This is a genomic window from Phenylobacterium deserti (genome assembly GCF_003254705.1).
GTDB lineage: Bacteria > Pseudomonadota > Alphaproteobacteria > Caulobacterales > Caulobacteraceae > Phenylobacterium > Phenylobacterium deserti.
On sequence record NZ_QFYR01000001.1, the window covers coordinates 63439 to 89413 of the forward strand.

Consider the following 25975-nt stretch of genomic DNA (forward strand, 5'->3'; position numbering starts at 1 on the left):
GCACCTCAGTTGACCTTGAACTTGCCGGCCAGCACGCAGTGCGGCGTCCCGCCTTCCGAGGTCACGGTCACCGCCTGACCGAAGCCGGGGTTGAAGAACTTGTCGCCCTTCTTGGCCTCGACCCTGACGATTTGGGGGCTGGTCAGCTGGCAGACGCTGAAGCTGCCCAGACCCTTTCCGCCGTTGGTCTTCACCACCTGGCAATCCACGTGGCCGTTCGCCCTTTCAAGCTTCATATCCCAAAAGTCGGTGAGCCTCGCCTTGTGCGGGATCGCATCGAACTGAGCCTGGGTGATCTCCGGGCATGGCGCGCCGGTTATGGTCCACTCGCTGGCCGTGGCGATCGCCTCGTTGCGGGACTTCTGCCAGCTCATGAAGGTCAGGCCGCCGACCACCAGGATCGCCAGAACGCCAGCCACGGCGCTGACGATCAGGGCCAGCTTGGGTTTGGGCCCCATGCCGCGGGCTTCGTAGTCGGTCATGGTCGGCTCCCCCGAGTTGTCGCCGCCGAGTAAGAGCGGGGCCGGCCAGCTTGGCAAGACTTCAGGTCTTGCTGGCGTCAGGCTCGGGATTGCTGAAGCGAAGCGCCCCGTCCTCCAACCGTCCGGTACGGAAGCTGAGCAGGTCGAGCAGGTAGTTCTGCCGCACGCGCCACGGCGCGCGGGCGCCCTGCTTCGGGAACCGGTCCATGGCGCGGCGCACATAGCCTGACGTGAAGTCGAGGAACGGCAGTCGCGGCATGGCCGGGTCGTCGTTCAGGGGGGTGCATTGGCGACGCCGCGTCCACCGCATGTGGTTCAGCAGCCGGCAAACGAACTCGGACGTCAGGTCCGCCTTCAAGGTCCAAGATGCGTTGGTGTAGCCGAAGGCGGAGGCAAGGTTCGGCACCCCTTCGTACATGCAGGCGCGGTAGGCCAGCACCTGCCCGGGATCAACCGCCTGCTCATCCACGATCACCGCAATGCCATTCAGAGGCAGCAGCTCCAGTCCCGTCGCCGAGACGATGATGTCGGCCGTCAACTCAGCGCCGGACGACAGACGGACGCCGGTCTCGGTGAAGGTCTCGATTGTGTCGGTGACCACCGACGCCTGCCCGCTGCGCAGCGCCTTGAACAGGTCGCCGTCGGGTACGAGGCAGATGCGCTGATCCCATGGGTCGTAGCTGGGCGTGAAGTGGCGGACGTCCAGCTCCGGGCCCAGCTGTTGACGGGCAAGCTCGACCAATCGTCGCTTCACCAGCGACGGCCGGGCGCGGGACAAGCGGTAGGTGAAAGCGTTGCCGAGCACGTTGCGCCAGCGGACCAGTCCGTAAGCCAAACGCGCCGGCAGACGGGCGCGCAGCCAGTTGGCCAGGCGATCCTCCGCTGGGCGGGAAAACACGTAGGTCGGCGAGCGCTGCAGCATTGTGACGTGCGCGGCCGTCTTGGCCATTTCAGGCACGAGGGTCACCGCCGTGGCGCCGGAGCCGATCACCACCACCCGCTTCCCGGCGTAGTCGAGGCCTTCGGGCCAGTGCTGCGGATGAACAAACGTACCTTGGAAGCGCTCACGCGCTCGGAATGGCGGCTCGTAACCTGCTGAGTAGCGATAGTAGCCGCCACATAGATAAAGGAAGCGGCAGGTGAACCGTGCCGGCGCACCATCATGCTCGGCGGTCACGGTCCAGAGCGCGGTCTCGCTCGACCAGGAAGCGGTGGTCACCCGATGACGGAGGCGGATGTGCGCAGTGACGCCCTCGTCCCGCGCGGCGCCCTGGATGTAGCTCAGGATTGTGGGCCCATCGGCGATGGCTTTGGCGTCGGTCCAGGGACGAAAGGCATAGCCCAGGGTATGCATGTCGCTGTCGGACCGCACGCCGGGATAGCGGAACAGGTCCCAGGTCCCGCCGATCCGCTCGCGTCCTTCCAGGATCACGAAAGAGCGGTCGGGGCAGCGTCGGCGCAGGTGCGCGGCCGCGCCCACTCCGGATAGCCCCGCGCCAACGATCACCACATCGAAATGTTCGTAGTCAGCCAACCGGCTCCCCCGCGTCTGCGGGGCATGTGACGCAGGTCGCCGGGACGCGGCAACCCCGCAGGCGCGGCGCCTTAGCTGGCGAGCTGCATCGCCGGGCTGGGGTCGAGCAGGTGCAGGTTGGCCTCCCGGATCGCCGCGCCCGCTTCGTCATAGAGGAACGGCAAGGTCGCATACCGCACGCCCTTGGTGACGGGCGTGGCCTCGTGCAGCAGGGAACAGGAGAAGACCACCGCCCCGCCGGTCGGCGGCCGGTAGGTGCGCGTGCCATATTCCGGAAAGCGCAGGTCGCCGCCCTCGAACTCTTCGGAATTGAGGTTGATCGAGACCGCGAACTGCCGGTGCGCCGTGCCCGCAGTGGTGTTGTCCCGATGCGGCCGGAAGAAGCCGCCGGAGCTGGCGTCGTAGCAGGCCACGATGTAGCGCTCGATGCGAGTGGCCTTGTAGCAGAAGGCCTTGGCGATCTCCGGCAGCAGGCGGCGGGTGATGCGGGCGCGCAAGGCGTCCTGAAGCGCGGGATCCTCGATGGGCGCATCGCGCCGATCCTTCATGTTGCTCAGCACGCCCACGGTGCGCCCATTGATGGTGCGCATGGTGCCGGACTGTTCGCCGCCATGGGCCTGGTAGAGATCGATAAGCCGCCGGCACAGCTGCGGCTCCAGCACGCGGGGCACGATCAGCACCGGCGCATGGAGCGGAACGCCTGCGTGGTTCTCCGGAAGGCCGAGCCGGCGCAGAGTGGAGAACATCAGGGCGGTCGCGTCCGCAGGCCGCCAGGCGATGAGCCGCAGGGTGGGGTCGAGCAGAACCCAGCGAGGGCCGGTCAGCGCACCTTCCGCGTCAGCTGCGCCGTACAGCTTGGCGATCTCCCCTTCGGCGTCGTGGAACCAGCGCACAGCCGCCTTCTCGACAGCGGCGTGGTAGCGCTCGGCGTCACGCTCCACCAGGAACACCATCACCCGGCTCTCGTGGAACAGGTCGCAGGTCCCTTCCACGGCGCCGAGCATCGCCGCCCGGCCCTCGGCATCCTGCGGCAGGAAGCCCAGCAGCACATAGCGCCCGCCGATCGCGCCCAGCGCGAACTCGGGATTGGTGTGGGAGGGCGCCGAGAACAGGGGAGCCGGCGTGCCGAGCTGAAGGTCCATGACGCCAGATCGCGCGGCGGCCCAAATTCCAGCAAGCATAAGAAGCTTATAAGCTTTTCGCCGCCCGACCTATAAAGCCGGTATAATTGACCCGCGGGCGGCGAAGGCCGACTTGAAGGGGCCTGCCGCAGTTCCAGCAGGCGTGCGCCGGGACCGTGCCCAGGGTTCCCCCCAGAACAACGGCGGTCCCGGCGCGTCCCGCCGGCTTGAGGAGAGAGTTGGCGTTGAAGTTTCGCGTGACGAGCGCGTGGCGCTATCCGGCGGCGGTCGGCTTCGTGGTCACTGCGACCCTGGTGGCCGACATCTTCTATCGGATGACCGGCAGCAGCCGGCTGTCGATGATCTTCCTGCTGCCGGTTCTGCTGTCGGCCTTCCTGCTCGGTTCAGGGCCGGCGTACGTGGCCGGAGCGGTCTCGTTCGGCACCTATCTTTTCCTCGTTGATCCCCGCTACGAGCTCTCCTTCGGCTCGCCGGAGGACTTCAACACCCTGTTCGTCTTCTCGGTGGTCGCGGGCCTGACGGGCCTGCTGGCTGGGCGCATGCGGGACGAGGCCGCCCGCTCGCGCAGCCGGGCCGAAGCCACCGAAGCGCTTCTGGACGCCACTCGTGAGTTCTCCGACGCGTCTGACGAGACCTTCATCCGCGAACGGCTGGCTCAGCGCCTGTCCTCGCTGGTTCACGGCCCCGCCTTTGTGAGCGACGAGCCCGGGGTCGAGAAGCCGGGCTGGCGCGTCCGCCCGCTGGCCGCCGGCGAAAGCGAGCTCGGTTGTGCGGCGTGGTCTCCGGCCCGTGGGCTGTCGAGCGACGAGGCGGCGCTGGCGGAAGTGCTGGTGGACACGGGGGCCGCCGCCGTCGCTCGCGCCCGCCTCGCCGCCGGCAAGACCGAAGCCGAGACCCGGGCGCGCACCGAGGATCTGCGCAACGCGCTTCTGTCCTCCATCTCGCATGACCTGCGCACCCCGCTGGCGGCCATCCTCGCCTCGGCCAGCAGCCTGCACCAGTTCGGCGAGCAGTTCGCGCCCGACGTCCGCCAGGACCTCGCCGCCACGATCCAGGAGGAAGCGCAGCGGCTCGACACCTTTGTGGCCAACTTGCTGAACATGACCCGCCTGGAGGCTGGCGGCCTGGCGGTTCAGCGCGCGGCTTTCAACCTGCCTGAAGTGATCGCGCGGACCGTGGAGCGCCGAACGACGGCCGGACGTCATCCAGTGTTGGTTTCCACCCCGCCCGACCTGCCGGAAGCTCTTGGAGACCCGGTGCTGTTCGAGCAGGCACTCGGCAACGTGCTGGAGAACGCCCTGCGCTACACCCCTGCCGGCTCGCCCGTGCTGATTGCTGCGGCCACCGAGCGGGGCGGGCAGCTTTGCGTCAATGTGAAGGACGAGGGGCCGGGTGTGCCGCCCGAGGATATCGAACGCATCTTCGTGAAGTTCTTCCGCTCGCCCGGCACGGCACGTAAGCCAGGAACGGGGCTTGGGCTTTCCATCGCTCGAGGCCTGATGGAAGCCATGGGCGGGCAGATCGAAGCTCGGAACCGCCAGGACGACACGGCGGGATTGTCCGTCACCATGAGGCTCGAAGCATGTCCCTGACCCCAACCCGCCTGTTGTTGGTGGACGATGAGCCTCAGATCCTGCGGGCCCTCACGCCGGCCCTGGCGGCGGGCGGGTACGCCGTGGAAACCGCCGAAAACGCCGGCGAGGCGCTGACCCGGATGGCGGCCGACCCCTGCGAAGCGGTGATCCTCGACCTGGGCCTCCCCGATATGGACGGCAAGGACGTCATCCGGCGCATCCGCGAATGGTCGGAAGCGCCGATCATCGTGCTGTCGGCGCGGGACCTGGAAAGCGAGAAGATCGCGGCCCTGGACCTCGGCGCGGATGACTTCGTCAACAAGCCGGTGGGCGTGGGCGAGCTGTTAGCGCGCCTGCGAGCCAGCTTGCGTGGCCGGGACCGGCGTTTCGCCGCCCAGGCCGTGGCCAGTTTCGGCGAGCTGTCCATCGACTTCGCCATGCGCAAGGTGACCATCGAGGACGAGGAGGTGAAGCTCACGCCGCGCGAGTACGACCTCCTGCGCACCCTGGCCCGTCACACGGGCCGGGTCGTCACCCATCGCCAGGTGATCACCGCCGTCTGGGGGCCGGAAGCGCAGGTCGACGCCCAGTTCGTGCGCGTGCTGGTGGCGCAGCTGCGCCAGAAGATCGAAGCCGAGCCGTCCAGGCCCCGCATCCTGCTTACCGAGCCCGGCGTCGGCTACCGCCTGCGCGTCGACGACGAGCGCTAGGGACGTCCGCTCACGCCGCCTCGAGCGGCAGCTCGATCTCGCACACCAGCCCCTCGGAGCGCCAATCCAACCGGGTCTCGCCGCCGACTGCGCCCGCCACCGCACGGGCGAGAATGGTCGAGCCGAGCCCCTTTCGCGTCGGCGTGATCACCGGCGGGCCGCCTCGCTCGCTCCATTGGAGCCGCAGTTGGGAGCCTTCCACGCGCCAGGCGATCTCCACGCGTCCGTCCGGCGCGCTGAGCGCGCCGTACTTGGCGGCGTTGGTGGTCAGTTCGTGAAGCGCCATGGCGATCGACTGCGCCGCCGCAGGCGCCAGGGAGACGTCGTCGCCGAACAGGCTGACGCGCCCGTCGTCACCCAGGCGGAAGGCCATGATCTCCTCTTCCACCAGGCGGCGCAGGCTGGCGCCAGCCCAACGGGTGTCCGAAAGCAGCTGATGGGCGCGGGCGAGCGCCTGCACCCGCCCCGCGATCACTTCTTTGAGCCGCTGGGCGTCTCCCGCCTGGCTCAGCGAGACCGTGCCTTGGACCACGGCCAGAAGGTTGTTGGCGCGATGGTCGACCTCGCGCATCAGCAGATGCATGCGTTCCTCGGCCGCCTTGCGGGCGGTGACGTCGATGGCGGTGCCGAGCGCCCGCACACAGCGTCCTTCGGCGTCGAACAGGCCACGCCCCTTGGCCGCCACCCAGCGGACACGTCCATCCTCCTTGCCGATGGTGCGGTACTCGACGTCGTAGGTCGCCCGCCGCGCCGGATCCAAGGCGGCGCCGAAAGCAGCGTGGGTCGCCGCAAGGTCGTCCGGATGGATGAGGTCGTAGAAGTCCAGCATTGAGACCGGCACGCCGGGCGAGATGCCGAACATCGCGCGGGTGCGATCGGACCAGCTCAGCAGGTCCTTCTGCACGTCGAGATCCCAGATCCCGATCTCCGCCGCCTCTGTCGTCAGGCGCAGGGACTCTTCGGACAGCTGCAGGCGCTGGGCCGCCCGCCGCTCCTCGGTCACCTCGCGGTAGAACAGCGCCACGCCTTCAGAAACCGGGAACACCCGCATGGCGAACCAGCCTTCGCCACGGTTCTCGAACACATAGTGATCGTCGAACTCCAGCGGCGTGCGTTCGGCCATGACCTTGCGATAGTTGGCCTCGGTCTGCGGCTCCAGGTGCGGCCAGGCCTCCCACAGAGTGCGCCCGACGATAGCGTCCCGGCCACGACCGTCGATGCGGACCGCCTCGGCGTTCATCTCAATGACCCGGAAGTCGCGATCCACCAGCATGAAGGCGTCGCCCATGCGCTCCAGCACGCCGCGCGAGCGGTCGCGCTCGGCCTTCAGCTCCTGAACAGCCCGCACCTGGGCTGTGGTTTCGACCACGATCGCAATCACGCCGGCCGGCCGGCCCGCCTCGTCATAAACGGGCGAGTAGTCGAGGTTCATCCAGACCTGCTCGGCATAGCCGTGGCGATAGAGCGTCAGCTCCTGATCCCGATAAGCCAGGGTGTCGCCGGCCAGGCCCACGCGCATGACGTTGTCGTTGAAGTCCGCGACCTCGGGCCAGCCCTCGCGCACGTTGGAGCCCAGCAGAGTCGGGTGCCGTCCGCCGGCGAACACCGAATAGGCGTCGTTATAGAGCATCACGCCCTGTTCGCCCCACAGCATCACAATCGGCACGGGCGAGCGCAGCAGCAGGCCCAGAGCCGTCCTGAGACTCTGAGGCCAGGTGCTGATCGGTCCCAGGGGCGTCGCAGACCAGTCGCGGTCGCGGATCATCGCGCCGGTCTCGCCGCCGGCCGTCAACACGTCGAGGAAAGCGTCCGCCGCACTCATCAGGCCGATACTGAAGGCGAGCCGCCGCCAAGGTAAAGCGCTCAGACGCGCAGCCTGGCCCCCGATGCAACCCTTGGATCGGCGAACCCGGGTCCGCAACCAAAGCCCATCGGGGGAGGTTCTGCGGTTCTGACCAGGAGGCGCTTCGTGCGCAAGAACCTCAACGTCAACGGAGAGGTGCGGGTGGTGGATGTGCCGCCCGACATGCCTCTGCTGTGGGTGCTGCGTGATGTGCTGGGTCTGACCGGCACGAAGTATGGCTGCGGCATCGCCCAGTGCGGCGCCTGCACCATCCACATCGATGGCCGTCCTGTACGTTCCTGCGTACTGCCCGCCTCGGCGGCAGGCGGCGCGATCGTCACCATCGAGGCGGTGGGGAACACGCCCACGGGCGCGGCGGCGCAGAAGGCCTGGCTGGACCTCGACGTCGTCCAGTGCGGTTACTGCCAGTCCGGCCAGGTGATGAGCGCGGCGGCCCTGCTGGCCCGCAATCCCGCGCCGACGGACGAGGACATCGACCTCGCCATGAGCGGCAACATATGCCGTTGCGCCACCTACCCGCGCATCCGAGACGCCATCAAGCGAGCCGCCCGGTCATGACCCTGCAGGCGCCGCAGCTGCCGACCCGTGAGATCGAGCTGGTCACCGACCGGCGGCGGTTGATCCTTGGCGGCGGGCTGGTGCTCGGGCTGGCGGTGGCGAGCGTCAAGGCGCGCGCCCAAACCGCCGATCCCTCGCGGGTGAACCCCGCTGGTCCCCAGCCGCTCAGCACCGACGACGTCTCCGCGGCTGCCGGCGAGGGCTTTCGCGGGTTTGCGCCGGACGCCTTTATCCGCATCACGCGCGACAACCAGGTCATCCTGATCATTCCCAACGTGGAGATGGGCCAGGGGATCTACATGGGCGAGTCCAGCCTGATCGCCGAGGAGCTTGAGGTGGGCCTCGATCAGGTGCTGATCGCCCCGGCGCCGCCCAACGAGGCGCTCTACAAGCAGCCCTTGCTTCAGTTCCAGGGCACCGGCGGCTCGACCTCCATCCGCGGCGCCTGGGAGCCCCTGCGCAAGGCGGGCGCCGCAGCGCGGACCTTGCTGATCACCGCCGCCGCGAACCGCTGGGGCGTACCCGTCGCCGAGTGCGTCGCCGAACGAGCAATGGTCCGCCACACGCCTTCCGGCCGACAGACCACCTATGGCGAAGTGGTCGACGACGCGTCACGCCTTCCGAAGCCTGAGCAGGTGGCGCTGAAGGATCCGAGCCAGTTCAAGATCATCGGCAAGATGATCCGGCGGGTGGACACGCCGGCCAAGGTCAACGGGACCGCCGTTTACGGCATCGACGTCATCCGCCCAGGCATGAAGTTCGCCACCGTCCAGTCCTGCCCCTGGCGGGGCGGGACCCTGAGGGCGGTTGACGATCGCGCCGCCCTGGCCGTGCCCGGCGTGCTGCAGGTGATCCGGTTGCCCGACGCGGTCGCCGTGGTGGGCGAGCATTTCTGGGCGGCCAAGCAGGGGCTGGACCTGCTGAAGGTGCAGTGGAACGCCGGCCCTAACGCCAACATGAGCACCGAGGGGCTATGGGCCTCCATGGAGCAGGCGTCCAACGCCGCCCGGGGTGCGGTGGCCCACCAGTCCGGCGACTTCGACCGAGCGTTCCAGGGCGCCGAGAAACGGGTGGAAGCCGTCTATCGCCAGCCGTTCCTCTGCCACGCGCCCATGGAGCCGCAGGCGGCCGTGGTCCACGTCACCGGCGGAGGCGCGGAGATCTGGTGCGGAACACAGGTGCCGACCTCGGCCCAAGGCGCGGCGGCCAAGATCCTGGGTGTGCCGCCAGAGCGCGTGACCATCCACAACTACCTGATCGGCGGCGCCTTCGGCCGCAAGCTGGAGACGGACTACGTCGAGCAAGCGGTGCAGATCGCCCGGTTCTGTCCCTACCCGGTCAAGATGGTTTGGACCCGCGAGCAGGACACCCAACACGATAACTACCGGCCGCTCTACCTCGACAAAATCAGCGCAGGCCTGGGGGCGGACGGCCTGCCGGTCGCCTGGCGACACCGGGTCACCGCCGCGTCGGTGACAATCCGCTTTGTGGGGCCAGCCGGCATGCGCCCCAACGGCGTCGATCCGGACGCAGTCGAGGAAGCCGAGGATCCGGTCTACGGCAAGTTCCAGAACATGCTGCTGGACTATGTTCAGTGGCAACCGCCCGAGGGGCTGCGCGTCTCCTGGTGGCGCGGGGTCGGGCCGACCCACGCGATCTATGTGGTCGAGAGCTTCGTGGACGAGCTCGCCCACGCCGCCGGGCAGGATCCGGTAGAGTACCGCCGCAAGCTGCTGCGCAACCAGCCGCGGGGCCTGGCGGTGCTGAACCGCGCAGCCCAGGCGGCCGGTTGGGGCACGCCCCTCCCAGCAGGCGCCGGACGCGGCGTGATCGTCCAGAAGTCGTTCGGCAGCTTCCTGGCCGCGGTCGTCGAGGTTCAGGTGGCTGACGAGGGCGACGTCCGCCTGCGCCGCATCACCGTGGCGGTGGACAGCGGGATCACCGTCAACCCTTCGGTCCTGAAGCAGCAGGTGGAAGGCGGCATCCTGTTCGGCCTGACGGCCGCCCTGTTCAACGAGATCACCTTCGAGCGCGGCCGCGTTCAGCAATCCAACTTCCACGATTATCGGATGCTGAGGATCAACGAGACGCCGCCGGTCGAGGTGATCCACATCCAGACCAACAATCCTCCAGGCGGCATCGGGGAGGCCGGCACCACCGCGGCGGCTCCAGCGCTTTGCAACGCGATCTTCGCCGCCACGGGCGTGCGCCTGCGCGAGCTGCCGGTCCGACGGGAGCTGCTCAGGAAGAACGCCCGCAAGCGCACGCTCGCGCCGCCGATCGCGGCGGCCCTGGGCGCGAGGCTCCTGACACCTGCCGAAGAGGTGCGGGACGAGCGCGCGGACGCCAACGCTGCGAATGATCGTGGCGAGCTTCCGCTCGACGGGATCGGCGAGCCATGAAGCGCGCGCTCGCCATCCTTGCAGGTCTGGCGGTGCTGGGCCTGGCGGTGTTCCTGGCCATCTTTTTTTGGCCGGCGCCTGCTGCGCGCGCTGTGGCCGCGACTGCACCGAGCCCGCAACTGATCGCCCGCGGCGCCTACCTGGCGACCGCCGCTGACTGCGTCGCCTGCCACACGACGGAGAACGGCGCCCCCTACGCCGGCGGGCGGCCGTTTGTCCTGCCGTTCGGGACGATCTACGCCCCCAACATCACCCCCGACCGCGCCACCGGCATCGGAGCGTGGAGCGACGGCGAGTTCATCCGGGCCATGCGCCATGGGGTCGGCCGCAACGGTGAGCAGCTCTACCCCGCGTTCCCCTACACGGCGTATTCCAAGATGCCGGACGCGGACATGCTGGCGGTGAAGGCCTATCTCTTCAGGTTGCAGCCCGTGCGCAACGAGGTGCGGGAGAACGGCCTGTCCTTCCCCTTCAATCAGCGTCCGCTGATGAAGTTCTGGAACATCCTTTTCCACCGCAGTTCGGAACCGCTGCGCCCGGACCCCCAGCAAACGGCGGAGTGGAACCGCGGCCGCTATCTGGTGACCAGCCTTGGTCACTGTGGCGAGTGCCATACGCCTCGCAACCTGCTGTACGGCTACTCCGGCAAGGCGTTGTCAGGCGAGACCATGCAGGGCTGGACGGCCTGGAACATCACCTCCGACCGGGCGCATGGCGTAGGCGCCTGGTCCGAGGCCGACCTCGTGTCCTACTTCCGCTACGGCTATGCACCGGGCCGCGGCGTGGCCTCGGGTCCTATGAAGGAGGCTGTGGACTACAGCCTCTCCAAGCTCACGGACGCCGATCTGCGCGCCATGGCCGTCTACCTGAAGACCACCGATCCGGCCGCCAAAGGCCCTCGCCCGGTCGCTCCAGCCACCCTCACTCGCGCCAGCGTCGCGGCGCCAGCGCCCGGCGAGGCCGACAGCTTGGGCCGGCAGATCTTCGAGGGCGCCTGCGCCAGCTGCCACGCCTGGAACGGCCAGGGACAGCAGTCCCCGCTGGCCGCACTGCGGGGTCGACGGTCGGTGGCCGATCCGAAGGGGCTGAACGTCGTCCAGACCATCCTGCGGGGCGGCAACCTGAGCACGCCCCAAGGCCATGCCTTCATGCCGGCGTTCGCCCAGGCCTACTCGGACCGAGAGATCGCCGCCGTGGCCAACTATGTGGTCGCCCACTTCGGCGGCGACGAGGGCCAGGTCAGCGCCAAGGACGTGGCCACCGCGCGTCGGCAGTAGCGCCCTACCCTCAGTGAACGGCCACCGGGGCGCCGGCGCCTTCCGGCGCAGCCTTGGGCTTGAGCCACAGGAAACCGATCAGGCCCGCCGAGCCGGCGCAGAGCGCGCCGATCAGGAAGGCCAGACGATAGCCGCCGTTCAACGCCGTCTTGGCGTCCGCGCCGGCCGCGGTCAGATCGTGAGTGGTTCCAGCCGCGACGCTGGCCAGGACCGCCAGCCCGAGCGCCCCGCCCATCATGAAGGCGGTGTTGACCAGACCCGAAGCCAGCCCGGCTTCCTCGGGCGCGACATCGCTCATGGCCGCCAGCAGCACGGGGTTGAACGCCATGCCGGCTCCCACGCCAAGGAGGAGCATGGCGGGCAACACATGGATCAGGAACACACCGTTCACCGGCGCGAAGCTCAGCAAGCCAAGCCCCACCGCGGCGATCCCCAGCCCCGTCGCCATCGGACCCCGGATGCCGAACCGGTTCACCGTCTTGGCCGACAGGCTGTAGGAGAACGCGCCCATGATCAGGTTGGCCGGCAGGAACGCCAAGCCCACCTGCAGCGGGCTATAGCCGAGGATAAGCTGCAGATAGAGCGCCGACAGGAAGAACCAGGCGAACATCCCGGCCGCCCACAGGACCCCCACCACATTGGCGGCCGCCACATTGCGAAGCGCCAGAATGCGCAAAGGCATCAGCGGCGCCTTCACCCGGCTCTCGATCAGCAGGAAAGCGGCCAGCAGGGCCAGGGCCACGGCGAGACTCACCAGCGTCTGGGCAGAGGTCCACCCGACCTGTTCGGCCCCAACGATCCCCCACACCGCCAGCATCAGCGAGCCGGTCACCGTCATCGCGCCCGCGATGTCCAGGCGGCGCTCGCCCTGCACCCGCACGCCGGCCGGCAGCAGGCGTGAGGCCAGCACCACCACCAGAACGCCCACCGGCAGGTTGATCAGGAAGATCCAGCGCCAGTCCAGGAGGTTGGTGATCAGCCCGCCCAGCAGCACGCCCAGGCTGCCGCCACCGGACATCACGAAGCCGAAGTAGCCCATGGCGCGGACCCGCTGCGGCCCTTCAGGAAACAGCTGCATGATCAGGGACAGCGCCACCGCGGAGACGACCGCGCCTGCGATCCCCTGCAGAGCTCGCGCGACGATCAGCACCACGGGGCTCGGGGCCAGCCCGCAGGCCGCCGAGGCGACCGTGAAGGCGATCACCCCGATCAGGAACAGCTTCCGCTGGCCGTAGAGATCGGCCAGGCGCCCGCCCAGAAGCAGGAAGCCGCCGAACGTCAGCAGATAGGCGTTCACCACCCAGACAAGCCCGGCTTCGCTGAAGCCCAGATGTTCGCGGATGGACGGCAGGGCGACGTTCACAACCGTGGAGTCCAGCACGATCATCAGATCGCCCAGGCACAAGGTCATGAAGGCCAGCCACTTGGCCTTGTTCGACCGTTCCACGTCCGTCATCCGCCGCCCCCGTTCTCGTCATTGTCGCCCAAGGACGCGCGAGGCGGCCCTGATCCGACAGGCCGCCTCATAGCCCCTTTGGCTCATCCGCGGAACCGCGCTACGTGACTGCGCCCCGCTCCGCAAAGTCCTCCCAAGCTGCAGAGCCGGCTGGTAGAGCTTGCGGGTGTCTGTACGTCGCGCCCGAGTCCCGTCCTTCCAAGAGCTCCACGCGTGAGGTCCCTACGCGCCTACCTTGTGGCCATGGCGGTGCTGCTGGTGGCGCTCCTCGGAGCCGCCACCATCCTGATCGTGCATCAGGTGGACGCCTTCCGCCGCGCGCAGAACGAGCGTCAGCTGCAGGAGACCGGCCGCGCCCTGTCACTCGCCATGGAAGGCAAGCTGCAAAGCTACCAGGCGCTGCTGGAAGGGCTTGGGACCTCGCTTGCTCTGGCGAATGAGGACTGGGCTGAGTTCGATCGCCAGGCGCGACGGGTGGCGCCAGGCCCGGACGCATGGATCGTGGTCGGAGACCGCGAGGGGCGGCAGTTGGTCAACACGCGCCTGCCGCCGGGCGCAGCCTTGCCCACCGGCCCGTCCCCCCAGATCTGGCAGAAGCTTGATCGGGGCGAGCCTCGCATCTGCGATCTGACGCGCGGCTTCATCGAGCCGATGATCTTGTGCGTGGACGTGCCCGTCATGCGGAACGGGCGCGCGGCCTATTACCTGTCAGTGGTGTTCCGCCCGCGGCAGCTGGACGGCCTGCTGGCCGGCCGGGTCCTCGCCGACCGTCGCCTCGGCTCCGTGATCGACCGCAACGGCGTCGTGATCTGGCGCAATCAGCAGCTCGACGAGTTCCTCGGCGCGCCCGCACCTGCGCCCGTCTGGCGCGAGATGCGGCGCCGTCCAGAGGGCGTCATCACAGGGGTGTCGCTCTCTGGCGAGCCGACGGTCGCCGCCTTCACTCGTTCGCCCCTCAGCGGCTGGACGTTTGTGGTGGGCGTGCCTAAGGCCGACCTGGTCGCGCCGCGTCAGCGGGCTCTCGTTTTGGCTCTCGCGGGCGCTTCGCTCTTCCTTCTGCTGGGCGCGGCCGTCGGCGTCGCCGCCAGCGGACGTGTCACACGCGCAATCGACCATCTGAACGCCGCCATGCACCGCATTCGCGATGGGGCCGCCCCCGATTACGCGCCAAGCGGCTTCAAGGAGATCGATGACGTGGGCGAGGCGCTGGGATCGGCGCTCGCAGAGCGGGACGCGGTCCAAGAGCGCTTCCGGCTCGCCCAGGAAGTCGGCGGCATCGGCGCCTGGGAATGGGACATCACTCGGGACGAGGGCCACGTCTCGGACAGCTACAAGGAGATGCACGGCCTAGCGCACATCCCGGGCCCGTTGCGGCTCGCCCAGGTGCTGGGCGTGATCCACCCAGAGGACTTGCCGGGCTACCAAGCCCGTCTCGCCGCCGCCAAGCAGCGGCGTGAGCCGTCCGCCAACGACTATCGGGTGATCCGGGACGACGGCTCCATCCGCTGGATCTACGCCAAAGGCCGCCCGATCTTCGCCCCCGACGGAACCCTGATCCGCGCCATCGGGGTGGTGATAGACCTGACGGAGCGGCGTGAGACAGAGGAGCGTTTGGAGCTCCTGATGCGCGAGGTCGACCACCGGGCGAACAACCTCATGGCGGTGGTTCAGGGCGCGGTCACCCTGAGCCACGCCCCCAGCGCCGAAGCGCTCCGCGAGATCATCCTGGGCCGCATCGAGGCTCTCGCCCGCGCTCACCAGTTGCTGGCCGATTCCCGGTGGACGGGCGCAGACTTGCGCCGCCTGGTCGAAGAGGAGGTTCGCCCCTTCACCCTGGGGGACGGCGAACGGATAAGCCTGCACGGAGCCTCGCTGCCGCTGGCGCCTGCTGCGGCCCAGGGTGTCGCGATGGCGCTGCACGAGCTTTCGACCAATGCGGCCAAACACGGCGCGCTCAGCGTTCCGGAAGGTCGCGTTTCCGTGCGCTGGACCGTGGAAGGCGGCGTGCTGCGCCTTGTCTGGTCCGAGGCTGGCGGGCCGCCGGTCCGAAAGCCGACGCGTCGAGGGTTCGGAGCCACCGTTCTTGAACGGGCGGTCAGCGGCTCTGTCGGCGGACGCACCGAGATCCACTGGCGCGAAGAGGGCCTGGTCTGCGAACTCGCCCTTCCGCTTGCGCCCCCTGATGGAGCCGCAGCTCAGGTCCGCGCTGCTCAGCCAGTCTAAGAGCCAGCCGTCAGCGTCGCGCCTGGAGCGCGGCTATGGCTTGCCGCGTAGACTCGGTCAGGGGCGTCGGCAGGTCGTCCAGCGCGAACCAGGCGAGGCCGCTGTGCTTTTCCGGCTCCTGAATCGCTGGCTGTCCGTCAAACTCACGCACCAGGTAGACCGGAGCGATCCAGTGCTCCCCGCCGGCGCGATCGATCTGATCGACCACGCAGAGCAGGTCGCGCGCATCGATGCCGATCCCCAGTTCCTCGCGGACTTCGCGGATCACCGCCTGCGCCACCGTCTCAAACAGGTCGACCTTGCCGCCGGGAAGGCCCCAGCACCCCGCCTCCGGCGGCCGAACGCGTTGCAGCAAGAGGATCTGTCCATCCTGCAGGATCGCCGCCCCGGTTCCCACCCGCGGCTCGCTCTGCCTGGTCATGAACACCCCCCTCCGAAGTCCTCGCCGCATCTTTTCCTCACCGCCCCTGTCGGGACGCGGCATAGTCGGGCGTCCTAGCGACAGGAGACGCCCCGATGCTCTACGCCATCCTCTGCTACAATGACGAGAACGTGGTCTGGAACTGGACCCAGGAAGAGGACGACGCCGTCATGGGCCGCCTGGGCGTGGTCCATCAGAAGCTCCAGTCCGAAGGCAAGCTGGGCCCCTCGGCTCGGCTCCTCCCGACCACCGCCGCCACGACGCTGCGCAGCGGGGCCGAGCCGATGGTGATCGACGGCCCGTTCGCCGAGACCAAGGAGCACCTGCTGGGCTTCTATGTGGTCGACGCCGGCGACCTGGAAGAAGCGCTGGGCATCGCCCGCCAGCTGTCCGAAGCCAATCCGTCCAGCACCTATGAGGTCCGGCCCGTGCACCTGTACCTGCCGGATGTCCGGACGGGTACGCCCGCCCAGACGCCCCAAGCGCGCATCGCCGCGCCGGAGAGCGTGTGATCATGAGCGCCGACCTCGCCTGGATCGATGCGGCGATCAGCGCCGCGCGGCCGCAGGCGGTGGCGGCGCTGCTTCGCTACTTCCGCGACCTGGATACCGCCGAGGAGGCGTTTCAGGACGCCTGCCTTCGCGCCCTGAAGAGCTGGCCACAGAACGGGCCGCCTCGCGACGCGGTGGCCTGGCTGGTGCTGGTGGGCCGCAACGCCGCGCTCGACGGCGTGCGCAAGCGCTCGCGCGACACGGCGCTGCCACCAGAGGAAACCCTCTCAGACCTGGACGACGTGGAAGCGCCGCTCGCCGAGCGGCTGGACGGGTCGCACTACCGTGACGACGTCCTGCGCCTGCTGTTCATCTGCTGCCATCCGCAACTGCCGCCGACCCAGCAGATCGCCCTGGCGTTGCGGATCGTTTCGGGCCTGTCAGTCCGACAGATCGCCCGCGCCTTCCTGGTGTCGGAAGCGGCCATGGAACAGCGGATCACCCGCGCCAAAGGTCGGATCGCCAAGGCCGACGTGCCGTTCGAAGCCCCCGGCCCGATAGAGCGGTCCGAACGCCTCGGCGCTGTCATGGCTATGGTCTATCTGGTGTTCAACGAAGGCTATTCCGCCGCCTCGGACCCGGCGCGTGCCCAGCTGTCGGAAGAAGCTATCCGCCTGGGGCGCCTGCTGCTGCGCCTCTTCCAGACCGAGCCGGAGGTGATGGGCCTGCTCGCCCTTATGCTGCTGCAGCAGTCCCGCGCCGCGGCTCGCTTCGATCCGGACGGCGAGATCGTCCTGCTGGACGACCAAGACCGCCGACTCTGGAACGGCAAGCTGATCGCCGAAGGCTTGGCCTTGATCGACAAAGCCATGCGGCATCGGCGGCCCGGGACCTATCAGATCCAGGCAGCCATCGCGGCGCTGCACGCCAGGGCGCCCGCTGTCGCCGAGACCGACTGGAAAGGTATCGAGCTCCTTTACCAGGCGCTTGAGCGCCTGCAGCCCTCGCCGGTGGTGACGCTGAACCGGGCTGTGGCGGTGGAAAAGGTCGCCGGCCCGGCAGCGGCGCTCGACCTGATCTCTCCTTTGGAGGAACGCCTTGCCGGCTACTTCCACTTCTTCGGCTGTAAGGGCGCCTTCCTGCTCAAGCTCGGCCGTGAACTCGAGGCTCGGGCTGCGTTCGACCGCGCGATCGCACTGGCCAACACACCCGCCGAAGCGGCGCACATCCGTCGCCACCTGGACCGCTTGATGGATGAGGGTCGGCGCGGCGCAGCCTAGATGCCGCATTCGTGCGCGCCGAGGTCCTTGAGCTTCGGCCTGCAGCGCGCCAAACCAGAGGCGTGAAGAAAGCCTCAGAGTACCGCAAGCACGCCGAGGAGTGCCGTCACCTGGCCGCCAGCATGGAAGGCGAACAACGCGCCCAGCTGCTGGAGATGGCCGTGACCTGGGAGCGCCTTGCCGAGGAACGTAGTGAGCTTCTGCGTCGCCGCCCCGCCGCCGACAGGTCCAAGGACTGAGCGCAGATTCTTACGCTGTGGTGTCGGCAAGCGTCTGCCTTGCACGTCCTTCGGCTGTCGCCGCCTTGTGCGGCGCTCGGCAAAGGAGAAACGCCATGGGTGAAGCGCTTGAGACCGAACGGCCCGCCGCAGCCGCCGTGGAGGTGAAGGGGGGCGTCGCGCCCTATCTGATGGTGGACGGCGCCATCAAGGCGGCCGAGTTCTATGGGCGGGCGTTCGGAGCGACCACCGCCGACATCTACCCGCCGGACGAACAAGGGCGCACCATGCATGTGCACCTCTACGTCAACGGCTCCTCGATCATGATGTCCGATCCCTATCCGGAGCACGGCTGCCCCTGGGAAGCGCCCCAGGGCTTCAGCCTCTGCGTGATGAGCGGCGACTGCGACGCGGACTTCAAGCGGGCGGTGGACGCGGGCTGCCAAGCCATGATGGAGCCGGCGGACATGTTCTACGGCGACCGTTACGCCCAAGTGCGCGACCCGTTCGGTTACGTCTGGGGCTTCAATCAAGTCAGGCGCTGAGGCTCGCCGCCCGGCGCAACAAAAAAGGCCGGCGCTGGGCGCCGGCCTTTCCCGTAACTGAAACTGACCGCTTACGCGGTCTGCAGGTTCGCCGCAGCCGTCTTGCCGCTGCGCGGATCCTTCTGCAGTTCGAAGCTCAGCTTCTGGCCTTCGTGCAGGCCGCCGAGGCCGGCGCGCTCCACGGCCGAGATGTGCACGAACACGTCCTGGCCGCCGTCGTCAGGCTGAATGAAGCCAAAGCCCTTGGTTCCGTTGAACCATTTCACCACACCAGTGGTCATGGGTGTTCCCTTTCCGGGTCTAGGTATCCAGACGTCGTCCATCGACGTCCGCATCAAATTTTCGGAGAGGGTCGAGGTCGTATCCGCGAGCTTCTTTCAAGAAGCGGCCGGGGAGAGTCAGGCGAGCCAGTGCGATAATTGATCCGGCAAATCTAGGGTTTTTTTCATTTGAAGCAAGCTTGACCCAGATTTATTTCGCGCCCGAGGGCGACATCGTGCGGAATTCCTTCTAGAAGTCACAGGAATATTTCCACTTTTGGAGCTTTCCATTGCGCAACGAACCGGCCCGATTGACCTTCACCGTCCGCCCGCACAACGGCGGCTGGGCTGTGGAACATGCGGGCGAATACCTCGACAGCACTCGCAACAAGGACGAAGCCAAGGCTGCAGCCAACAAGCGCGCCCGGGCCGCCCAAGACGCGGGTCAAGCCTGCATCGTTCGCATCACCGGCGAACACGGCTTCTTCGGCGCGGCTTAAGGCCGATCGCCTGAACCTCGGGAGCTGTCGCTCAGCGCGGCTCCCGGATCAGGTTCAAGAACGCCGGATCAAACCGGCTCACCTGCGCAAGACGGTCGAAATCCGGAACCGTGAGTTCCCCCGCCCGCCACTCCAGCAGTCCTTCGTGCCGCAGCTCCTGGAGCACGCGATTCACATGCACCGGCGTCAGACCGCAAGCGTCCGCCAGCTGCTGCTGGGTGAGCGGCAACGGACAGCGCCGACGATCCCCTAGCCCGACCACCTCGTAGCGAAGCAGGAACTCGCAGAACAGGTGGCCGACGTGTTCGGCCGCCGTACGCCGCCCGGCCGAGACGATCCACTCGCGGTGCCCTGCCCCATCAAGCGTCGTGCTCAGCCACAGCAGGCGGGTCAGATGCGGCCATTGCTCAGTGATCTTCCGCAGGCCTTCATGGGGGTAGCTGACCAGCCGCGCCGGCGTGACGGCGATCACATCATGATCCAGGCGCTTGAGCAGGAAGCTGTGCAGGTCAACGAAGTCGCCCGGGATATGCAGCTCGGTGATCTGGCGCCGTCCATCGTCCAGCAGCTTCACACGCGCGATGAGTCCACTGACGAGCAGCCGCGACACCGTCTGACGCTCTCCCTCGCGGACGACTTCCTCGCCGGCGGCGTAAGGCACCGTCTCGGTGGCTGCGGCACGAAGCGCTTGCTGCTCATCTTCAGGGACGACGTCGCGCGCGGCGAGCTTGCGGACCAGAAGATCGATTTCGGACACGCAAGCCTCCCCAGCCCAGCTGCAGAGCTCGCCCAGAAGCAGTGAACGCAGCCTCAGGCGCGCAGGGCGCTAAGGGTCATACCGTTCAGACGCTTGCGAGTCGCCCCTTGTGTGTTTTCGGCTAGGCGCCAATGGGAAACCCCCGATCCTGACGGGGACCGGGGGCTTCGGTTTTTGCGGCGGTGCTCCCTCTCGGGAGCTTCAGTCGGGGGGCGTGTGTCGCCGCCGCCCGCATTTAACCCAAGTTAGCGCGATGCGTTCCGCACCGACTGACGAACTCTGCAAAAACGCATCGTCAGCCTGGAAGGCGGTCCTGCCATGCAAGGACGCGGCGCCTCGCGCCCGAACGGCGCGATGCACTGTCAAGCGGCAGCTTAACCCAGTTTATTCCGCCCCGGTGGCGACGCGTGGTTTCAGGGACGCGAATGTTGTCACCCCTGATTGCCCTGCTGGAACGCTATATGCCGCTGGAGCCCGCGGAGCGACAAGCGCTCCAGGAGCTTGCGAACCAGCCTCGCCGCTTTCCCGCCGGTGCGGACCTTGTGCTCGAGGGCGACCGCCCCAAAGAAGCGCGCCTCCTGCTTTCGGGACAGGCGTTCCGACACAAGACCCTGGCGGACGGCCGCCGCCAGATCATGAGCTTCCACGTCCCCGGCGAGTTGCTGGACGTCCAAGGCCTGTTCATGACCATGGATCACAGCGTCTGCGCGCTGACGCCCTGTGAAGCTGCGGTGATCCCTCACCCCAAGCTTGTCGCGATGTTTGAGGCTCACCCCCGCCTCGCCCTAGCCTTCTGGCGCATGAACCTGGTGGAAGGGGCGGTGTTCCGGGAATGGATGTTGGGCATCGGGCGTCGGGACGCCTACGCTCGCGTCGCGCACCTGTTCTGCGAGGTCCTGATCCGCCTGCGGGCCGCCGGCCTGTCGGACGGCGCCCGTGCGGCCTTCCCCGTCACCCAGCAGCATCTGTCCGACGCTCTGGGGCTCTCGGCTGTGCACACCAACCGCGTGCTTCAGCAGCTGCGCGGCCAGGGCCTACTGTCATTCAGCGGCGGCGAGCTGGTGGTGATGGACTGGGCCGGCCTGCAGGCAGCCGGCGAGTTCGACCCGGCCTACCTGCACCTGTCGGAAGCGAACTAGGGCTCCAGCGCCTCGGCCAGCAGGTACAGCAGACCGCCGGCTTCCATCGACTTCAAGCCGAATGGATAGGCGTCGTACGGCGCTCGAAGGTCCGCTTTATCGTAGCCCGTGGCGAACACCATCGGCGCGCCCAACTCCGCCAGGCGATCGGCTAATCCGTAGATCAGCCCGTCGCGCAGCTGGACATCCAGGATGGCTGCAAGCTTGGGAGGCGTGTGCGCGTCGAGCGCACGATGGGCGGAGGCGAGATCCGCGAAGGGACCGAGGACCTGCGCGCCCGCTTCGGTGAGCCGACGCGCAAGATCGTTGGCGATCAGGAACGAGTCCTCGGCGACCAGGACGCACCAGCCTTGAAGCCGACCCAGCAACTCCGGGCCGGGCTCGGCCCCCTCTTCCAACTCGACTGACATACGCGTGTCCGAACTGCGACCGCGCCGTGCGACCGCGACGGAACATGCCCAAAACGGGCGCCTGAATCCAATTCAGGAATTCGATGGGAGCCATAGAGGCATTCTGAGGCTTAGAGATAATGTCAGCGGCCGGGCTGCGCCGCCGCCTACTAGAAGGCGGTTGCAACCGGCGGCTTTCGCGTGCGGATTGTATAGGCTTGCGTCCGAGTGGGTTGCGGTGTGTCTGCCGGCCGTCTCGAGCTGCATCGTGGCCCGGCTGAGTGGTGCTTGTGACAGAAGGCGTACGGCAGACCTGGCCCTTAGGCGGCGGCGTCCTGCGCGACCGCATACGGGCGTTTGACTGGTCGGCGACGCCGCTAGGTTCCCTCGATGCCTGGCCCTGGAGCCTGCGAACAGCAGCCGACATCACCCTAAGCGCGGGCATGCCGACCATCCTGGTCTGGGGCCCACAGTTCGTCGTGGCGGCTCATAGTGAGCGGCACGTCGACCTTCTCGGCCCCTGGGGCGCCATTCTTGGCCGGCGCCTGCTGGCGGATTTTCCCGAACTCACCGCGCGCCTCGCGCCGCGCCTGCACCAGGCGATCAACGGTGAGACCCTGGTGGCGGAAGATGTCGCCGCTCAGATCACGCGCGACGGACAGGTGCAGTCGGCCTGGTTCGACGCGGTGTACACCCCCGTGCGGGACGAGGCGGGCGTCGTCGCCGGCGTGCTCATCTGCGCGGTGGAGACCACCGCCGAGATCCGGGCGGAACGCGATCGTCGTGAGGCGGAAGCTCAGTTCCGCAGTCTCGCCGACCAGCTCGAGGTCGGCATCGGCATGATCGACCTTCAGGGCGCCGTGACCTTCGCCAACGCCCGCCTAGCCCAGATCCTCGACCGGTCCGAGAACGCTCTGGCCGGGCTGGATGTCATGACCCTCGCCGCGGAAGAGGATCGCGAGCAGAACTGGATGCTCATGCAGCGGCTGCTGCGGCGTGGCGAGCCCTTCACCATCGACAAGCGGGTGCTGCGTCCCGATGGCTCCAAGGTTTGGGTGCGCAGCGCCGTGAGCCCAAGACGCGACGCGGACGGCCACATCGTGGGCGCCCTGGCTGCGGTGATCGACCTTTCCGGCTCCAAGGCGGCGGAGGAGCAGCTGCGCGGCAGCGAGGCACGGTTCCAGACGCTCGCAAACCTCGCCCCCGATCTGCTGTGGAGCCACACCGCCCAGGGCATCGACTGGATCAACCGCCGCTGGCTCGACTACACCGGCCAGACGGAAGCCGAGGCGCTGGGCGATGGCTGGCTTAACGCCATCCACCCGGAGGACCGCGAAGCGTCCGCTCGGGCCGGCCGGCGCGCGGAGAAGACCGGCGAGCCTATCGAGCACGAACACCGCATCCGCCGTCATGACGGCCAGTTCCGCTGGTTCCTGGTGCGCGCCGAGCCTTTGCGTGATGAACGGACAGGCGCTCTGCGCTGGTTCGGCGCCGCCACGGATATCCACGATCACCGAGCCGCCCTCGAGGATCTGGCTGCAAGCGCCGAAAGCCTGCGGCTGGCGCTCGACATCGGCGGTCTGGCCGCCTGGGACTGGAACATGGAAGCCGATCAGGTCACCTGGTCGGACGAGCACTTCCGCATGCTCGGCTATGACCTCTACGGCGTGGAGCCGAGCTATGAGGCTTGGGTCCAGCGACTGCACGGCGATGACCGCGCCGACACGGAGGCGGCCCTGAACTCGGCGATGGCGGGCCATCATGACTTCGTGCGCGAGTTCCGCACCGAGCACCCTGACGGCGTTGTGCGCTGGCTCTCAACGCGCGCGCGGTTCTTCTACGACGAAAGCGGAACGCCCTTACGTATGGTGGGCGTGATGCGCGACGTCACCGACCAGCGCGGCTCGGATCAAACCCAGAAGATCCTGCTGGCGGAACTGCAGCGTCGCACCCGCAACCAGCTGGCGGTGATCCGCTCCATCGCCGCGCGCACGGCCGAAAGCGCAGCAAGCGTGGACGACTTCCTGATGCATTTCGGCGGTCGCCTGGACGCCTACGCCAGGGCCGATGCCGCGCTGACCCGCAATCCAGATGTTTCGCTGGACCTGGAGTCCCTGATCCGGGACGAGTTCCTGGCGGCGGCCGGCGCCGACGACGCACAGATCTCAGGACCGTCGGTGAAGCTATCCGGCCAAGTCGCCGAGACGGTGGCCCTGGTCTTCCACGAGCTCGTCACCAACGCCTTGAAGTTCGGCGCGTTGGCCGCCGCAGCCGGACGCGTTCAGGTCAGCTGGAGCCTGGAACCACGGGACAGCGGTCCGGTGCTGGTCCTGGACTGGCGAGAAAGCGGAGTGCCGGTGCTCGACCCGATGCCTGCGCACCGTGGCTTTGGGCGGCGGCTCATCGAAGAGGCCTTGCCTTACGAGCTGAACGCCCGGTCCGAGCTGCGCTTTGTTCCCGGCGGGGCTCACGCGCGTTTCGAATTTCCGCTGGACGCCCAGCTGCCGCGAGCTCCAGAAACGGACGCTTGAGAATCCGGGCTGAGCCTTAGGAACAGCGGTCCCCGTGGCCGGTTTGGGGGCCGTTAGCTCGTTCCAACCAGCCACAGGAGGCAGCCCATGGCGGCGCCGCGCACCCCCAAGGACATCCTCACGACCGAACTGAAAGAGATCTACAGCGCCGAGCGGCAGCTCTCGCGCGCGATCCCTAAGATGGTCCGCAAAGTCCAATCCGAGCGCCTGAAGGAGGCTCTTGGCCGGCGCAAGGACCAAGGCGCTCAGCTGATCGAAGCTCTCGACCAGGCCTTCGAGGAGATGGAGGTAACCAAGGCTCGACCGAAGAACGTCGCTGCAGAAGGGCTCATCGAGGATCTCAATGAGCACATGGAAGAAATCGAGGACGAGAAGCTGCTCGATCCGGTTCTCCTGGCCGGCGTGCAGAAGCTCGAGCACTACTGCATCGCCGCCTGGGGCACCGCCCGTTCCATGGGCCGGCTGCTTGGCGAAGACCGTGTGATCGAGACGATGGAGCGAGTGCTGGAAGAGGGCAAACAGCTCGACGAGGAGCTGACCCGGCTCGCCGAGGAAGAGCTCAACCCGGCCATGCTCGAAGGCCAGGAAGATGGCGCCGAACAAGGCGGCCGCAGGGGCAAGGGCGGCCAGGAGGCGCGCGCCCACTAGGCGCCTTCACGCCCACCCAGACGAACTCGGCCTCCCGGATCGCTCCGGGAGGCCGTTTCATTTCGCAGTGAGCCGGATGGCTTACTGGGTGGCGCCGCCCTGCGCCGGGACCCCGGCGTTGGGCGTGTTGGTGCCGCCAGCAGTGCCGACCTGCGGGGTCGGAGCCACCGGCGGGGTCGAGCCGTCAGCCGGCACGGTGCCGGTCGCGCCGGCGTCCGGCGCGGTCATGGCGCGGTCGCCCGCGCGCGGCGCGGATGTGTCGGGCATGGCTTCGGCCACCGCGCTGTCCTTGGGCGCGTCCTCACGAACGCAGGCTGCGACGGCGGCGCTGGAAATGGCCAGAACGGCCACGAGGGGCAGGGTCTTGATCAAGAGGTCTCTCCTTCGGCTGCGCGCAGGAGAACGCCGCTCGCGTCGTCAGGCTCCGCTTGGCTGACGCGAACGCGCTTGCTCGACCCTGGACCTTAGCGCCGACGGAATTGCGGACGGTTCGGAGCCGGACCGGTACGCGCGCCTTCCGGCTTGTGCCGGTAGGTGATCCGACCGCGATCCATGTCGTAGGGCGTCATCTCGACGGTGACGCGATCGCCGACCATGGAGCGGATCCGGTTCTTCTTCATCCGTCCGGCGGTGTACGCCAGGATCTCGTGGTCGTTCTCAAGCTTCACGCGGAAGCGGCCTTCCGGCAGCAGCTCGATGATCTGGCCGTCGAATTCTACGAGTTCTTCTTTCGCCATATGGCTCTCCAGTTTGATGTGTTTGGCGTCTCAGCGCGCCTTGCGGGCCGCATAGCGAGCATCCCGCTTCGCCTTGGCTTCGGCTTTGGTCAAGGCCTTCCGCTCTTTTCTCTCTCCGCGCTTTGCGTCGAGACTAGCCGCTTCCGCGGCTTCGCGCGCCTGAACGGCCGCGACTTCGGCGTCCGCCGCAGCCTGTTTCTTGGCGGCTTTCGCCTCGGTCCGCGCCTTGCGAACCTCTTCCAGTTCGGCAGCCCGCAGGGCGGAGCGACCGACGAATTCGGGGTTGCTCACCGAGGGTTTGGGCTGGAACTTGGCCAGCGCCGCCTTGCGCGCTTCCGCCGCAGCCTGCAGCCGGTCGCCGAACGCAGTGTTGGGAACCTGCCTCATTGAGCATTCTCCAGAACAGGCGTGCGCACCGTGCGACGGTCTTCCTCATCGGCAAGCTCGGTCCACCGTGCGGCGGACAGGGCGTGCTGCTCGCGGGCGCGGTCGAGGACGCAGGTGTCCGCCAACGCCGAGGCTTGCTGGGCCAGAGTGCGGTATTGCAGGGCCCGGATCTCGGACTTCTGGGTCGTCATGGCGGCCTCCTTCAAGGCGTACCCGCTACAGTCGGGCGTTCACTTCGCCCCGCCGTCCGCCGCGCTGTCGATCAGCCGGTTCAGACGCAGGGAGAGGTGGTCAAGTGACATCCCGCCGAAGGCCGGATGGGATGTTCGGATCTCATGCAGGGACGCGTGAGGGTTCCGGGCGAGCAGGTCCCGCAGCAGCTGCTGCGGGTTAGTGAGCAATTCCATTCGTTCGTCCATGGCCGCCGCGGCGGCCGAAGCAAGTTGTCGT

General features: G+C 67.8%; 28 protein-coding genes. 14 read left to right on the forward strand and 14 right to left on the reverse strand.

From position 1 onward, the window contains the following. Positions 1-5: 5 nt before the first annotated feature. The 3 genes from DJ018_RS00255 to DJ018_RS00265 all read right to left on the reverse strand — a co-directional run bounded on the left by DJ018_RS00255 (position 6) and on the right by DJ018_RS00265 (position 3158). Positions 6-482: a hypothetical protein gene (locus tag DJ018_RS00255; RefSeq protein WP_111512806.1), complete on the reverse strand. Its 477-nt coding sequence runs from the start codon at positions 480-482 to the stop codon at positions 6-8. 61 nt (positions 483-543) lie between these two features. Next, positions 544-2016 carry a flavin-containing monooxygenase gene (locus DJ018_RS00260; protein ID WP_111512807.1) on the reverse strand — a complete coding sequence of 491 codons (1473 nt, stop codon included), beginning with the start codon at positions 2014-2016 and terminating at the stop codon, positions 544-546. Positions 2017-2087: 71 nt separating this feature from the next. Beyond that, positions 2088-3158, reverse strand: a complete 1071-nt coding sequence (locus DJ018_RS00265; RefSeq protein ID WP_111512808.1) for a 2OG-Fe(II) oxygenase — start codon at positions 3156-3158, stop codon at positions 2088-2090. A gap of 236 nt (positions 3159-3394) precedes the next feature. Between DJ018_RS00265 and DJ018_RS00270 the strand changes: the two genes are divergently transcribed. Both DJ018_RS00270 and DJ018_RS00275 read left to right on the forward strand, forming a co-directional pair. Further along, on the forward strand, positions 3395-4750 hold the full coding sequence (locus tag DJ018_RS00270; protein ID WP_133254184.1) for a sensor histidine kinase: 1356 nt from the start codon (positions 3395-3397) through the stop codon (positions 4748-4750). Next, positions 4741-5442 (forward strand): response regulator, encoded by a 702-nt coding sequence (locus DJ018_RS00275; protein WP_111512810.1) that lies wholly within the window; start codon positions 4741-4743, stop codon positions 5440-5442. The genes DJ018_RS00270 and DJ018_RS00275 overlap by 10 nt, the downstream gene beginning before the upstream one ends. Before the next feature lie 10 nt (positions 5443-5452). Here DJ018_RS00275 and DJ018_RS00280 read toward each other — a convergent pair whose 3' ends face one another. After that, complete coding sequence (locus tag DJ018_RS00280) at positions 5453-7264, reverse strand: PAS domain-containing sensor histidine kinase (protein ID WP_111512811.1); 1812 nt, start codon at positions 7262-7264, stop codon at positions 5453-5455. 147 nt (positions 7265-7411) lie between these two features. Here DJ018_RS00280 and DJ018_RS00285 point away from each other — a divergent pair, with 147 nt between their 5' ends. Genes DJ018_RS00285 through DJ018_RS00295 form a run of 3 tightly spaced genes read left to right on the forward strand, consistent with a single transcriptional unit; the run spans position 7412 to position 11543 of the window. Further along, positions 7412-7864, forward strand: coding sequence for a (2Fe-2S)-binding protein (locus DJ018_RS00285; protein ID WP_205853685.1), 453 nt, complete (start codon positions 7412-7414; stop codon positions 7862-7864). Continuing rightward, complete coding sequence (locus DJ018_RS00290) at positions 7861-10266, forward strand: xanthine dehydrogenase family protein molybdopterin-binding subunit (protein WP_165842754.1); 2406 nt, start codon at positions 7861-7863, stop codon at positions 10264-10266. The genes DJ018_RS00285 and DJ018_RS00290 overlap by 4 nt, the downstream gene beginning before the upstream one ends. Continuing rightward, a complete protein-coding gene (locus tag DJ018_RS00295; protein WP_111512813.1) occupies positions 10263-11543 on the forward strand; it encodes a cytochrome c in 1281 nt (426 codons plus the stop codon). The genes DJ018_RS00290 and DJ018_RS00295 overlap by 4 nt, the downstream gene beginning before the upstream one ends. Positions 11544-11553: 10 nt before the next feature. Here the strand turns inward: DJ018_RS00295 and DJ018_RS00300 are convergent, their stop codons facing one another. After that, positions 11554-12999, reverse strand: a complete 1446-nt coding sequence (locus tag DJ018_RS00300; protein ID WP_111512814.1) for an MFS transporter — start codon at positions 12997-12999, stop codon at positions 11554-11556. Positions 13000-13212: 213 nt separating this feature from the next. Here DJ018_RS00300 and DJ018_RS00305 point away from each other — a divergent pair, with 213 nt between their 5' ends. Further along, entirely contained in the window at positions 13213-15222 is a 2010-nt protein-coding gene (locus DJ018_RS00305; RefSeq protein WP_133254185.1) for an HWE histidine kinase domain-containing protein, read from the forward strand. Between the two features lie 10 nt (positions 15223-15232). Here the strand turns inward: DJ018_RS00305 and DJ018_RS00310 are convergent, their stop codons facing one another. After that, positions 15233-15643 (reverse strand): NUDIX hydrolase, encoded by a 411-nt coding sequence (locus DJ018_RS00310; protein WP_111512816.1) that lies wholly within the window; start codon positions 15641-15643, stop codon positions 15233-15235. Between the two features lie 95 nt (positions 15644-15738). Between DJ018_RS00310 and DJ018_RS00315 the strand changes: the two genes are divergently transcribed. The 4 genes from DJ018_RS00315 to DJ018_RS00325 all read left to right on the forward strand — a co-directional run bounded on the left by DJ018_RS00315 (position 15739) and on the right by DJ018_RS00325 (position 18177). Next, complete coding sequence (locus DJ018_RS00315; RefSeq protein ID WP_111512817.1) at positions 15739-16155, forward strand: YciI family protein; 417 nt, start codon at positions 15739-15741, stop codon at positions 16153-16155. Between the two features lie 2 nt (positions 16156-16157). Next, positions 16158-17414 carry an RNA polymerase sigma factor gene (locus DJ018_RS00320; protein WP_111512818.1) on the forward strand — a complete coding sequence of 419 codons (1257 nt, stop codon included), beginning with the start codon at positions 16158-16160 and terminating at the stop codon, positions 17412-17414. A 62-nt stretch (positions 17415-17476) separates the two neighbouring features. Next, entirely contained in the window at positions 17477-17653 is a 177-nt protein-coding gene (locus tag DJ018_RS19040) for a hypothetical protein (protein WP_165842755.1), read from the forward strand. 95 nt (positions 17654-17748) lie between these two features. Beyond that, a complete protein-coding gene (locus tag DJ018_RS00325) occupies positions 17749-18177 on the forward strand; it encodes a VOC family protein (RefSeq protein WP_111512819.1) in 429 nt (142 codons plus the stop codon). A 71-nt stretch (positions 18178-18248) separates the two neighbouring features. Here the strand turns inward: DJ018_RS00325 and DJ018_RS00330 are convergent, their stop codons facing one another. Beyond that, on the reverse strand, positions 18249-18458 hold the full coding sequence (locus DJ018_RS00330; RefSeq protein ID WP_111512820.1) for a cold-shock protein: 210 nt from the start codon (positions 18456-18458) through the stop codon (positions 18249-18251). Between the two features lie 269 nt (positions 18459-18727). Here DJ018_RS00330 and DJ018_RS00335 point away from each other — a divergent pair, with 269 nt between their 5' ends. After that, positions 18728-18937 (forward strand): DUF2188 domain-containing protein, encoded by a 210-nt coding sequence (locus DJ018_RS00335; protein ID WP_111512821.1) that lies wholly within the window; start codon positions 18728-18730, stop codon positions 18935-18937. 31 nt (positions 18938-18968) lie between these two features. Here DJ018_RS00335 and DJ018_RS00340 read toward each other — a convergent pair whose 3' ends face one another. Next, positions 18969-19694: a Crp/Fnr family transcriptional regulator gene (locus DJ018_RS00340; protein ID WP_240609418.1), complete on the reverse strand. Its 726-nt coding sequence runs from the start codon at positions 19692-19694 to the stop codon at positions 18969-18971. A gap of 428 nt (positions 19695-20122) precedes the next feature. On the opposite strand from DJ018_RS00340, the gene DJ018_RS00345 reads away from it, so the two are divergent. Further along, entirely contained in the window at positions 20123-20833 is a 711-nt protein-coding gene (locus DJ018_RS00345) for a Crp/Fnr family transcriptional regulator (protein WP_165842756.1), read from the forward strand. Here the strand turns inward: DJ018_RS00345 and DJ018_RS00350 are convergent. Then, complete coding sequence (locus tag DJ018_RS00350; protein ID WP_133254186.1) at positions 20830-21243, reverse strand: response regulator; 414 nt, start codon at positions 21241-21243, stop codon at positions 20830-20832. The two genes, DJ018_RS00345 and DJ018_RS00350, sit on opposite strands and share 4 nt — an antisense overlap. Before the next feature lie 422 nt (positions 21244-21665). On the opposite strand from DJ018_RS00350, the gene DJ018_RS00355 reads away from it, so the two are divergent. Next, complete coding sequence (locus tag DJ018_RS00355) at positions 21666-23753, forward strand: PAS domain-containing protein (RefSeq protein ID WP_111512824.1); 2088 nt, start codon at positions 21666-21668, stop codon at positions 23751-23753. Between the two features lie 87 nt (positions 23754-23840). Next, complete coding sequence (locus DJ018_RS00360) at positions 23841-24401, forward strand: YciE/YciF ferroxidase family protein (protein WP_111512825.1); 561 nt, start codon at positions 23841-23843, stop codon at positions 24399-24401. A gap of 81 nt (positions 24402-24482) precedes the next feature. On the opposite strand, the gene DJ018_RS00365 is transcribed toward DJ018_RS00360, so the two are convergent. The 5 genes from DJ018_RS00365 to DJ018_RS19045 form a co-directional block, all read right to left on the reverse strand. Further along, positions 24483-24773, reverse strand: coding sequence for a hypothetical protein (locus DJ018_RS00365; protein WP_111512826.1), 291 nt, complete (start codon positions 24771-24773; stop codon positions 24483-24485). A gap of 92 nt (positions 24774-24865) precedes the next feature. Next, the gene (gene infA / locus DJ018_RS00370; RefSeq protein WP_111512827.1) at positions 24866-25138 is read right to left on the reverse strand and encodes a translation initiation factor IF-1; all 273 of its coding nucleotides are present in this window, start codon (positions 25136-25138) and stop codon (positions 24866-24868) included. A 30-nt stretch (positions 25139-25168) separates the two neighbouring features. Next, positions 25169-25525 (reverse strand): DUF6481 family protein, encoded by a 357-nt coding sequence (locus tag DJ018_RS00375; protein WP_111512828.1) that lies wholly within the window; start codon positions 25523-25525, stop codon positions 25169-25171. After that, the gene (locus tag DJ018_RS00380; protein WP_111512829.1) at positions 25522-25716 is read right to left on the reverse strand and encodes a hypothetical protein; all 195 of its coding nucleotides are present in this window, start codon (positions 25714-25716) and stop codon (positions 25522-25524) included. The genes DJ018_RS00375 and DJ018_RS00380 overlap by 4 nt, the downstream gene beginning before the upstream one ends. 39 nt (positions 25717-25755) lie before the next feature. Further along, the gene (locus tag DJ018_RS19045) at positions 25756-25932 is read right to left on the reverse strand and encodes a hypothetical protein (protein ID WP_165842757.1); all 177 of its coding nucleotides are present in this window, start codon (positions 25930-25932) and stop codon (positions 25756-25758) included. Positions 25933-25975: the final 43 nt, after the last annotated feature.

Bases quoted from the DNA above. Each gene is read 5' to 3' on its own strand.
- DJ018_RS00255 (WP_111512806.1), bottom strand. From the start codon at position 482: ATGACCGACTACGAAGCCCGCGGCATGGGGCCCAAACCCAAGCTGGCC.
- DJ018_RS00265 (WP_111512808.1), bottom strand. From the start codon at position 3,158: ATGGACCTTCAGCTCGGCACGCCGGCTCCCCTGTTCTCGGCGCCCTCC.
- DJ018_RS00275 (WP_111512810.1), top strand. From the start codon at position 4,741: ATGTCCCTGACCCCAACCCGCCTGTTGTTGGTGGACGATGAGCCTCAG.
- DJ018_RS00280 (WP_111512811.1), bottom strand. From the start codon at position 7,264: ATGAGTGCGGCGGACGCTTTCCTCGACGTGTTGACGGCCGGCGGCGAG.
- DJ018_RS00290 (WP_165842754.1), top strand. From the start codon at position 7,861: ATGACCCTGCAGGCGCCGCAGCTGCCGACCCGTGAGATCGAGCTGGTC.
- DJ018_RS00295 (WP_111512813.1), top strand. From the start codon at position 10,263: ATGAAGCGCGCGCTCGCCATCCTTGCAGGTCTGGCGGTGCTGGGCCTG.
- DJ018_RS00300 (WP_111512814.1), bottom strand. From the start codon at position 12,999: ATGACGGACGTGGAACGGTCGAACAAGGCCAAGTGGCTGGCCTTCATG.
- DJ018_RS00310 (WP_111512816.1), bottom strand. From the start codon at position 15,643: ATGACCAGGCAGAGCGAGCCGCGGGTGGGAACCGGGGCGGCGATCCTG.
- DJ018_RS00315 (WP_111512817.1), top strand. From the start codon at position 15,739: ATGCTCTACGCCATCCTCTGCTACAATGACGAGAACGTGGTCTGGAAC.
- DJ018_RS00320 (WP_111512818.1), top strand. From the start codon at position 16,158: ATGAGCGCCGACCTCGCCTGGATCGATGCGGCGATCAGCGCCGCGCGG.
- DJ018_RS00325 (WP_111512819.1), top strand. From the start codon at position 17,749: ATGGGTGAAGCGCTTGAGACCGAACGGCCCGCCGCAGCCGCCGTGGAG.
- DJ018_RS00330 (WP_111512820.1), bottom strand. From the start codon at position 18,458: ATGACCACTGGTGTGGTGAAATGGTTCAACGGAACCAAGGGCTTTGGC.
- DJ018_RS00350 (WP_133254186.1), bottom strand. From the start codon at position 21,243: ATGTCAGTCGAGTTGGAAGAGGGGGCCGAGCCCGGCCCGGAGTTGCTG.
- DJ018_RS00355 (WP_111512824.1), top strand. From the start codon at position 21,666: ATGCCGACCATCCTGGTCTGGGGCCCACAGTTCGTCGTGGCGGCTCAT.
- DJ018_RS00360 (WP_111512825.1), top strand. From the start codon at position 23,841: ATGGCGGCGCCGCGCACCCCCAAGGACATCCTCACGACCGAACTGAAA.
- infA (WP_111512827.1), bottom strand. From the start codon at position 25,138: ATGGCGAAAGAAGAACTCGTAGAATTCGACGGCCAGATCATCGAGCTG.
- DJ018_RS00375 (WP_111512828.1), bottom strand. From the start codon at position 25,525: ATGAGGCAGGTTCCCAACACTGCGTTCGGCGACCGGCTGCAGGCTGCG.
- DJ018_RS00380 (WP_111512829.1), bottom strand. From the start codon at position 25,716: ATGACGACCCAGAAGTCCGAGATCCGGGCCCTGCAATACCGCACTCTG.
- DJ018_RS19045 (WP_165842757.1), bottom strand. From the start codon at position 25,932: ATGGAATTGCTCACTAACCCGCAGCAGCTGCTGCGGGACCTGCTCGCC.